Raw genomic sequence first — 9,382 nt, 5'->3', positions numbered from 1 at the left:
TAAAGCAGTAATTTCGTCTGAGTAATACATAAATTATGTTAGGATAAATGATTCAAATCAACAAATCATGGGCGACATAAGAATAACCAAGTAGGTATACTATTTGACATCCATACCGAAACATGAACCTATTCATATTCACTCATTTATTTATTATACATCGCTGATGTTATTAAATTTTCATTCCTAAGGAAGCCGTCGGGCTTGCGTATCCTCCCATTGGCGCAATGCTGTGGACGGCATCGCGTCACGCGACGAGCGGCGAGGCGGATCTGAACATCAGCACCGCGCCAATGCCCGACGGTGGGCAAACCTCGGACGGTGTGATGTTTTTGCTCTTTGCTGCGCTTGTGAGACCACGTTCCGTGGGAACGCTGACCATCGCCAGCCGTGATCCCCATGCCGCTCCCATCATCGATCTCGGCTTCCTGACGGACAGCGGCGATCGCGATCGCTTGGTCGATGGTATCGAAGTCATCCGGAACATCGCGCGGCAGCAGCCCTTTGCCAGCATGGTGGGTGAAGAACTATCGCCGGGCGCGGCTAAGAGTGACCGCGCATCGATCAACGCCACACTGGCCGCCGCTGTGCAGAGCTATGGGCATCCGACCTCCACGGTTCCCATGGGCGGACCGCGCGATGCCGGGGCCGTGGTGGATATTGACGGGCACGTTCGTGGCGTCAAAAGCCTGCGAGTCGTCGATGCCTCGATCTGGCCTGACGTGCCCTCCGTCGCAACGGGTTTCCCGACCATGATGCTGGCCGAAAGCATCGCTGCCCGGATGGCCTAAGAGAAGTACGCAATCAGTGAAAGCAACCCCGCCCGAAAGGGCGATAGCTCTGAGATTTGCCGCAGGGGCAAGTCAACATCATCAACCCCAACTTGGACACAATCACATGAAACAAGATCATCTCACAAGCGACGTCACGCTTGCCACCGCCGCACCCGCACACACGCAAGAGGCTGGCAAGGGTCTGACCGCAGCGCAATTGCTGAAGCGCAGTCTGGACACTTTCCTAGCCAAAGATATTAAGGGCTGGGCTGAACTCTGCGACGAAAACGTGATCGTCGAATTCCCCTTCGCGCCCGACGTGGCGTCCAGAAAGCTGGTGGGCCGAGCGGCTATCTACGAGTATTTGAAGAACTATCCCAGCGTCATTGACGTGCAGCGGACTCCCACGCTGAAGATCATCGCTACCGATGACCCCAACATGGCCATTGCCGAGTGGAGCGTCTCAGGCCGGGTGATCAGTAACGGCAACCCCTATGAAATGAGCTACGCCACGTTTGTCACGTTCAAGAACGGGCTAATCGTCACCTACCGCGAGTACTGGAACCCGATGGCGTTCATGGCAGCCATGAGCGGCGCAAAGTTCTGAGGTCGCGCCGTGATCACCGAAAAACGAGCGGGAAGCCCCTGGCTTTAGACATGGGGAGGAACGTGGCTGCGACTTATTTAGTCGCCTAAAAATGAGTGCAGCGGCTTGAGTTTCAATGATATAATAGGTGCAGCGATTAAGAACAACCATCTACGTGTTGAAATAATTTCATAAGGTGTAACTCCTGAGTTGGTTCGTCTCGGCTTGACCGTAGCCTGATCAAACAAGCAACAGTGAATTATTGAGCGTACCTATCTGGCGTTGTGATGGACTCTGAAAGCATAAAAAGGTAAAAGTATACGCAAGGGTTGGATTTGTCCAATCTAAGTGGGTAGAGGTGGATTGATAACGCCTTTGAAAGTCCCTTTGTGGAATACATCAAGAATCCCCCCGATTCATCGGTGGGGAGTATCAAACCTGATGAAGCTGGAAATGACTTTGCTGTGAAGTATGATGCGGCGTTTCAACGCAGCCCCGATGTGGTGTTAGCTCATGCTGATTTGGTCACACTGCTAGCGACTAAAATTTAACTATAAATTGAGCAGTTCGTCTAGATTAAATTTAATCTAGACGAACTGCTTTTATGCATTGTATTTACCGAATCGTAAGCATTCGCGACGTGTTCAGATATTTATTGATTTCCTGATTCAACGATTTGGGAATCCGCCCTATTGGGAGAGAAATGTTTGACTGATGATACTACCTACTCTGATAGCCACTACAAACCAATGTACTCTCAAACAAATCAGTGCACCCGATTCTAACTTAAGTTATAGCCAACCTTCTACTCCGCGATGGAATGGTTACTCTATCAATTTGTACTGTAAAAATTTCAACTTGATATAGACGACAGCTTGAAGGCGATCGCCTATATTGAATTTATAGCAAACAGTCATGTAATCAACAGATTGAGCAAGTAAATTGCAAGGTCTTGATGCAGATCTAGAAAGATGAACGACGATCGTAGCCAGAGTTCCTTACTTATCCCACCTTCAACCCAAGATTGGATGCAAGGTGTGCTGAGTGCCAAGGTCGTGCTGGTGATGTATGGAGATTATCAAGACTCCAGAAGTGCGGACGTTTACAAGCTGATTAAAGTGATCAAACGAGAGCTTAGTACTTCTTTTGGAGAGGATTATTTATGCTTTATCTTCCGTCATTTTCCGCAAACACAGATTCACCCTCACGCTCAACGGGCAGCCCAAGCAGCCGTTGCCGCCGCTGTCCAAGGACAGTTTTGGTTAATGCACGACACTTTATTTGCCCATCAACAAAGGTTGGAGAATGGTTATCTAGTTGAGTACGCCAATGATTTAGGACTTGACATTCCTCAATTTCTCAAAGAGTTGGCTAAACAAGTGCATGTCGATCGCATCAATGAAGATATCGAAGGTGGAATACAGAGTGGAGTGACAACTGCTCCAGCCCTTTTTATCAATGGAAATCGATATATCGGGCACTGGAACATGACGGAGTTGATGGCAGCGATTATTGCTGCAAGTCAATTGCAACGAAATTAATACTAGGAGAAATAAAATGATACTTCAGAATCAAAAAGAGTTGGCATAGATGGAATCTATGAAAGCAGCCGTATTAACTGCGTTTGGTGATGCTGAGAAGTTTGAGATTCAAACTGTGCCTAAGCCAATACCAAAACCTAATCAGGTTCTAGTAAGGGTGTGTGCGACATCGATCAATCCAGTTGACTATAAGACTCGCCGTGGTGACTACAAAGACTTGGTTCGATTACCAGCAATTATCGGAGTTGACATTTCAGGGGTTATTGAGACAGTTGGAGAATCAGTGATAGACTTTGAGGTAGGAGACGAAGTTTATTACTCGCCACAGATTTTTGGAAAATCTGGCAGCTATGCTCAATATCATGTTGCTGATGCAGGGATTGTTGCGCTTAAGCCTTCTAACTTGTCGCACATTGAAGCAGCGTGTTTTCCTCTTGCAGGAGGAACGGCTTGGGATTGTCTAGTGACGAGAGGCAATCTTCAAGTTGGGGAATCAGTTCTAATTCATGCGGGTGCTGGTGGCGTTGGTTCAATTGCGATTCAACTTGCAAAAGCGATGGGAGCCTATGTTTTTACAACATGCAGTTCTAAAAATCTCGATTTTGTCAAAAAACTTGGTGCAGATCGAGCCATTGATTACAAGAACGAAGATTACGCGAAAGTTATTTATCAAGAAACAGATAAGCTAGGTGTTGATTTAGTTTTGGATACGATCGGTGGGCAAACAATCCAGCGTAGCCCAGAAATTATTCGCCCATTTGGCAGGCTTGTGAGTATTGTAGACACTGAAACGCCGCAATCACTCATCGAAGCATGGGGCAAGAATCTGACTATCCATTTTGTTTTCACGCCACAATACCGAGCAAAATTAGATGCTTTAACAAAACTAATCGAGCGCACTCAGCTTCGTCCCGTCATTGATTCAACGCTGTCTTGGAATCAGATAATTCAAGCACATCAGCGTCTAGAGCGAGGGGGGACACAAGGGAAAATTGTGCTGGAATTTACAGAAAATTAGACAAGCTTCACGGCGTTGGTAATTGCTAAACGGATCGGAGTTTGATTTTTGAAGGTCAATATTGATTGAAACAGGAGAAACAGGATGATACTGCAAGATAAAGTGGCGTTAGTCACTGGTGGTACATCGGGAATTGGCAGAGCAACAGCGATCGCCTTTGGTGCTGCTGGAGCAAAAGTCGTGTTCTCCGGTAGACGCGATGCAGAAGGTGAAAAAACCGCCAAACTGATTCGCGAAAAAGGCGCTGAATGCTTATACGTTCATTCAGATGCCTCGAATGAGGAAGACATCAAAGCATTAGTGCAAAAGACAGTCGAAACCTATGGACGACTCGATTGTGCCTTCAATAATGCCGGAATCGAATCACCGATGAAGCCCCTACATGAACATTCACTTGAACAATTCGATAAACTGATGGCGATTAACGTGCGGGGACTGTTTCTGTGCATGAAATATGAGATTCAACAGATGCTAACCCAAGGAACGGGAGTCATTATCAATAATTCTTCAACCAGCGGGTTAGTGGCGTTTGCCGGGACAAGTCCTTATGTTGCCAGTAAGCATGCCGTGATGGGGTTGACGCGGCCGCTGCACTCGACTATGCCCAGCAAGGCATTCGGATTAATGCTGTCAATCCTGGTCTGACTGCCACAGAGATGATCGATCGCTTTAGCAATAAAGATACTGCTCTAGAGCAGCAACTTGCGTCGATCGTGCCGATGGGTCGAATGGGTAAACCTGAAGAAATTGCCTCAACCGTTGTGTTCTTGTGTTCTGATGCTGCTAGTTACATCACAGGTCAGTCTTTAGTGATTGATGGCGGATATACAGCGAGTTAATTTTTGATTTTTGATGGTGGACTCACAGTGAATCGATCCATTTCAAGAGAGAACAACTGGACTTAATTTTTAGACGCAAGGAGGCTGATATGGAGTACATGCAAGCTGCGATACTGACCGCTTTTGGTGGAGCTGAGGTGTTTGAATTTCAAAACATCCCTAAGCCAGTTCCAAAAGCGACCCAAGTTCTGGTACGAGTATATGCGACCTCGATCAACCCCATTGATTATCAAACTCGTCGGGGTGACTACAAAGATTTAGTTCGTCTCCCTGCAATTATCGGAGTTGACGTTTCGGGCGTGATTGAAGCTATTGGAGAGGCAGTCACTCATTTGCAGGTTGGAGATGAAGTTTACTACTCACCCCAGATTTTTGGCGAGTTTGGTAGTTATGCTCAATACCACGTTGCAGAAGAAAGCATTGTTGCAGTTAAGCCGATTAATTTGACCCATGTTGAGGCAGCTTGCTTGCCGTTGGCAGGAGGAACCGCCTGGGATTGCCTTATAACCAGAGGGAATTTACAAGTCGGTGAAACAGTTCTAATTCATGCTGGAGCGGGTGGAGTCGGTTCGATCGCAATTCAACTAGCGAAAGCAATGGGTGCTTATGTATTTACAACATGTAGTGCCGAAAACTTCGACTTTGTTAAGAAACTGGGTGCAGATTATCCCATCGACTACAAGCATGAAAATTATATTGAAGTGATTGGGCGAAAAACGAAGGATCGCGGCGTTGATTTGGTTTTAGACACGATTGGCGGCGATACGATTGGACATAGCTCAGAAGTGATTCGTCCATTTGGCAAACTTGTCACAATCGTCGATATTGCAACGCCTCAAACACTTCTTGATGCCTGGGGTAAGAATTTGACGATTCACTTCGTTTTCAGTCCTCAATATAGAGACAAATTGGACGCACTGAGAAACCTGATTGAACGCGACCAGATTCGACCCGTCATTGATTCAGTTCTGCCTTGGAGTGACATCGTTCAAGCTCATCAACGTTTAGAAAAGGGAAGAATGCGAGGCAAGATTGTCCTGCAATTGACTGAGTGATAAAAACGCGCTGCAATTTTTCTCTATTCTGATGCTGCGAGCTACATCACAGGTCAGTCTTTGGCGATTCTCCTGTCGGAGAGGCTACGCCAACGATGGCGGATATACAGCGAGTTAATTTTCAATTACAGTCAACTTGTTGTCATCCCTGGCGGACCGCACGCCATTAACTGGACTCACGCCGATCGGGTCAATCCCGTGTTACTGGACTTTCTTCAGCAGGAATAATCAGTGACCTGCGATCACTCAAATCGGAAACAGTATAAAGCGGAAATATTTAGATAAGAATCTGACAAATCATCGTAAGAATCTGAAAGAAGTTAAGCATTGGAACTGAATAAACTCTAGATACATAGAACCAGGAGAATATAACATGGTCAACAAACAAACTGTAGACGAACAAGCAAATAGAAAGGCAAGCACCAACTTGACACCAGCCCAGGAGTTTTTGCAAGAACTCTGGGAAGAGCATTTGGGGTACGAGTTTGGCACTCACAGTACTGAAGATGCCCTTGCTACGATGGTTGAAGATGCTTACGTTAACCACATCCCGATAATGACTGGGGGAGTCGGGAAACCAGCACTGCGCGAGTTTTATTCCAAATACTTCATTCCACAGATGCCGCCGGACATCGAGCTAATTCCGATCTCACGTACGATCGGAACCGACCAGCTTGTTGATGAAATGCTGGCTAAGTTCACTCATACCGTCCAGATGGACTGGATGCTACCTGGTATTGCTCCGACAGGGAAAAGGATTGAAGTGGCAGTGGTAGCGATTGTTCAGTTCCGCGACGGCAAGTTAGCCCACGAACACCTCTACTGGGATCAGGCAAGTGTATTGGTTCAGCTCGGCTTGCTCGATCCGGGTACACTTCCCGTTGTCGGGGTTGACAGTGCGCGCAAGCTACTCAATCCGAGCTTGCCCTCAAACGCACTGATCGATCGTGCTGGCGATCGCGACTAAATAATAGGAGTTATCCAATGTCAATTTTTGTCTTAGTTCATGGCTCCTGGCATGATGGTTCTGCTTGGAAACCAGTCATTGACCAGCTAGAAGCTAAAGGACATCTAGCTTTTGCTCCTACGATCGCTGGACACGGGAAAGGCGCGAACAAAAACGTTAACCATGCTCAATGTACACAATCGATCGTCGATTACATCCTTGATAAAGACTTAACCGATATTGTCCTATTAGGACATAGTTTCGGCGGGACAATTATTGCGAAAGTTGCCGAAGCAATTCCTCATCGCATTCGACGGCTCATCTTCTTCAATGCCTTTGTCCTCAAGGATGGGGAGAGCCTTAGAAATAACATCCCGCCCGACTCTCAAGCGTTATTCGACAATCTAGCGAGAGAATCGGACAATCGTACGATAATGATGCCTTTTGAGGTTTGGCGAGAAGCGTTTCTCAACGACGCTGACCTAGAATTGGCTAAATCCAGTTACGCACAATTATCACCTGAACCGTATCAACCGTTAATTGACAAGTTGGACTTGAAGCAGTTTTACTCGCTGCCCATTCTCAAAAGTTACCTCTACTGTACAGAAGATAATGTCCTTCCTCAAGGCGAACAGTGGGGTTGGCATCCGAGAATGTCTAACCGCTTGGGGCTATTTCGGCTTGTACAAATGCCCGGTAGTCACGAGGTAATGTTTTCTAACCCGATCTGTTTAGCAGAAAAGATTATTGTGGCAGGGCGCGACTAGCAACATCATTACTTATCATTCATCTATCTCTCGATCCAACAAACTGAGGATAGCAATAGGAGTCCCTCATGGAACGGTATTTAGGCGCATTTGAACATTTATGTTGGCTCTGCAACCAGTTTTATCCGCTAGATTTTGCCACCGTTGCGAAACTTCAGGGGCAGTTTAGTTCCGAGCAACTTTCGACGGTGCTTAGGCAAGTTCAGCAACACCATCCTCTGCTCCGAGTCCGCATCGCCACTGACGCGATCGGACAGCCTAAATTTGTCGAAACCGACGACGAGATTCCGCTGCGGCTGGTCGCGAGAACGAACGATCGGCACTGGCAAGCAGAACTCGAAGTTGAACTGGCTCGCTCGTTGGATTGGCAGGTTGCACCTTTACTGCGAGTTGTACTGCTGCAATCGGGGGCTGAATCCGAACTGATGATTATTTGCCATCATGCGATCGCAGATGGGCTATCTGGCGTTTATCTGATGCGAGATATTCTTCAAGGGTTAGGAGACAAAATATTTGAGTGGTCAGACCTTTCTGTGGCATTATCGCTCGAATCAGCGCTTCCTGGCATTGCACCGTCTCCAGAAGCGACCGCTAAGCCCACGGACTATCCACCACCCCTATCTCGTCGTCCCCGACCCCACATTCACACCGTTCTCCTCTCTCCCGAATTCACCCAGCAACTGATACAACGCAGTCGAGCTGAACACACAACCGTACACGGCGCAATCAGCGCAGCATTCTTGCTCGCTCTCACTCAGCAAGATGCCAAATCCAGCGATATGATGCGATGTTTCCACCCTGTCAATGTGCGAGCGCAGCTATCTTTACCGATGCCAGATGGAGTTGGGCTTTATATTTGCAATTGTACGACGACTCATTCCCTTCAGGCGGATTCCGCGTTTTGGGACGTTGCGCGATCGGTCAAATCTCAACTCTCACAAATTGACATTGCCCAGCAGGTAGTCGAGGAGCGCCAACTTCGACAACCCACAATGGCAAATCTCACCGATGCCACCGCCCTTGTTGAAGCAGCGAAATCGCAATATCTCTGTCAGCTGAACGTCACAAATCTCGGTCGCATCGATATGGCTCAACAATACGGCAATATTCGGATTAAAGCACTCCATGCACCTGCTGTCACTTCAGGTGTGGCAGGGCGGAACGTTGGAGTTGCGACCTTGGGCGATCGCCTCGCCCTCACGATTTCATCTACACCACTGATGGATGTGGATCGTACTGAGAGCGAACGGGCTGCAACTGCTTTTCTATCGTCAGGAGTGAAGCATTTAGAGCTTGCAGTAGGACAGGAAGTTGCCTCTGAAGCTGCCTGACGCATATCACACGGTAAGACTCTGAGGTATCTAGAACATTCACAATTACAGGAGATTCAAATGACAATTTTAACTCAAACATCTTCAACTCTAGGCTCAAATCCTCTGAGTTCAATGCAAATCGATCATGTTTGCTTGAATGTACCGAACTATGAGGAAACGCTTCAGTGGTATCAAGAAAAGCTAGATGCGACGATCAAACATGAATGGACAGTAGGCGTTTTCCCAGATCTGAAATTGGCTTATCTCAGTGTATATGGCTTTCGCATCGAAATTATTGGCTCTACTCAGTCACAATCAGGAATGCCGATCGCGACTAATCTTGGTGAGGGATTAAGGACAACAGGCATCGGACATTTTTGTTTTCGAGTTCAAGATGTCGATGCAGTTTTTGCTGAATTAAATCGACGTGGTGTGAAAACATTTCGAGGCCTCCACAAAAAGAATGATCCAATAGCTATGTGGGTTTAGCGAAAATTTCCACAAACCATTTGTGAAGATTGGGCAGACGATTTATCTGGGTTTC

Annotated in this window: 10 protein-coding genes and 1 pseudogene; all 11 read left to right on the top strand. The window is 47.1% G+C overall.

The annotated features are described in order from the left end of the window. The first annotated feature begins 227 nt into the window (after nt 1-227). The 11 genes and pseudogenes from JGK11_RS31345 to JGK11_RS31295 all read left to right on the top strand — a co-directional run bounded on the left by JGK11_RS31345 (nt 228) and on the right by JGK11_RS31295 (nt 9,327). The gene (locus tag JGK11_RS31345) at nt 228-791 is read left to right on the top strand and encodes a GMC family oxidoreductase (protein WP_293214304.1); all 564 of its coding nucleotides are present in this window, start codon (nt 228-230) and stop codon (nt 789-791) included. Between the two features lie 106 nt (nt 792-897). Beyond that, nucleotides 898-1,380, top strand: coding sequence for a nuclear transport factor 2 family protein (locus tag JGK11_RS31340; protein WP_293204215.1), 483 nt, complete (start codon nt 898-900; stop codon nt 1,378-1,380). A gap of 368 nt (nt 1,381-1,748) precedes the next feature. Further along, nucleotides 1,749-1,910: a hypothetical protein gene (locus JGK11_RS31335; protein WP_293204213.1), complete on the top strand. Its 162-nt coding sequence runs from the start codon at nt 1,749-1,751 to the stop codon at nt 1,908-1,910. Between the two features lie 420 nt (nt 1,911-2,330). Further along, nucleotides 2,331-2,900, top strand: coding sequence for a DsbA family protein (locus JGK11_RS31330; protein ID WP_293204211.1), 570 nt, complete (start codon nt 2,331-2,333; stop codon nt 2,898-2,900). A gap of 58 nt (nt 2,901-2,958) precedes the next feature. Continuing rightward, nucleotides 2,959-3,918, top strand: coding sequence for a zinc-dependent alcohol dehydrogenase family protein (locus tag JGK11_RS31325; protein WP_293204209.1), 960 nt, complete (start codon nt 2,959-2,961; stop codon nt 3,916-3,918). A gap of 84 nt (nt 3,919-4,002) precedes the next feature. Beyond that, nucleotides 4,003-4,757, top strand: a pseudogene (locus JGK11_RS31320) (SDR family oxidoreductase). A gap of 89 nt (nt 4,758-4,846) precedes the next feature. Then, nucleotides 4,847-5,812 carry a zinc-dependent alcohol dehydrogenase family protein gene (locus tag JGK11_RS31315; protein WP_293204207.1) on the top strand — a complete coding sequence of 322 codons (966 nt, stop codon included), beginning with the start codon at nt 4,847-4,849 and terminating at the stop codon, nt 5,810-5,812. 373 nt (nt 5,813-6,185) lie between these two features. Further along, the gene (locus JGK11_RS31310) at nt 6,186-6,779 is read left to right on the top strand and encodes an ester cyclase (RefSeq protein ID WP_293214302.1); all 594 of its coding nucleotides are present in this window, start codon (nt 6,186-6,188) and stop codon (nt 6,777-6,779) included. 17 nt (nt 6,780-6,796) lie between these two features. Continuing rightward, complete coding sequence (locus tag JGK11_RS31305) at nt 6,797-7,525, top strand: alpha/beta hydrolase (RefSeq protein ID WP_293214299.1); 729 nt, start codon at nt 6,797-6,799, stop codon at nt 7,523-7,525. A gap of 68 nt (nt 7,526-7,593) precedes the next feature. Beyond that, on the top strand, nt 7,594-8,856 hold the full coding sequence (locus tag JGK11_RS31300; protein ID WP_293214297.1) for a condensation domain-containing protein: 1,263 nt from the start codon (nt 7,594-7,596) through the stop codon (nt 8,854-8,856). A 60-nt stretch (nt 8,857-8,916) separates the two neighbouring features. Then, complete coding sequence (locus JGK11_RS31295) at nt 8,917-9,327, top strand: VOC family protein (RefSeq protein WP_293214295.1); 411 nt, start codon at nt 8,917-8,919, stop codon at nt 9,325-9,327. Nucleotides 9,328-9,382: the final 55 nt, after the last annotated feature.

Source organism: Microcoleus sp. PH2017_34_RAT_O_A (assembly GCF_020737885.1).
Classification (GTDB): Bacteria; Cyanobacteriota; Cyanobacteriia; order Cyanobacteriales; family Microcoleaceae; genus Microcoleus.
The sequence above is the reverse complement of the archived record's forward strand: the minus strand, read 5'-3'. Positions and strand labels throughout refer to the sequence as shown.

Bases quoted from the DNA above. Each gene is read 5' to 3' on its own strand.
- JGK11_RS31345 (WP_293214304.1), top strand. From the start codon at position 228: ATGCTGTGGACGGCATCGCGTCACGCGACGAGCGGCGAGGCGGATCTG.
- JGK11_RS31340 (WP_293204215.1), top strand. From the start codon at position 898: ATGAAACAAGATCATCTCACAAGCGACGTCACGCTTGCCACCGCCGCA.
- JGK11_RS31330 (WP_293204211.1), top strand. From the start codon at position 2,331: ATGAACGACGATCGTAGCCAGAGTTCCTTACTTATCCCACCTTCAACC.
- JGK11_RS31325 (WP_293204209.1), top strand. From the start codon at position 2,959: ATGAAAGCAGCCGTATTAACTGCGTTTGGTGATGCTGAGAAGTTTGAG.
- JGK11_RS31315 (WP_293204207.1), top strand. From the start codon at position 4,847: ATGGAGTACATGCAAGCTGCGATACTGACCGCTTTTGGTGGAGCTGAG.
- JGK11_RS31310 (WP_293214302.1), top strand. From the start codon at position 6,186: ATGGTCAACAAACAAACTGTAGACGAACAAGCAAATAGAAAGGCAAGC.
- JGK11_RS31305 (WP_293214299.1), top strand. From the start codon at position 6,797: ATGTCAATTTTTGTCTTAGTTCATGGCTCCTGGCATGATGGTTCTGCT.
- JGK11_RS31300 (WP_293214297.1), top strand. From the start codon at position 7,594: ATGGAACGGTATTTAGGCGCATTTGAACATTTATGTTGGCTCTGCAAC.
- JGK11_RS31295 (WP_293214295.1), top strand. From the start codon at position 8,917: ATGACAATTTTAACTCAAACATCTTCAACTCTAGGCTCAAATCCTCTG.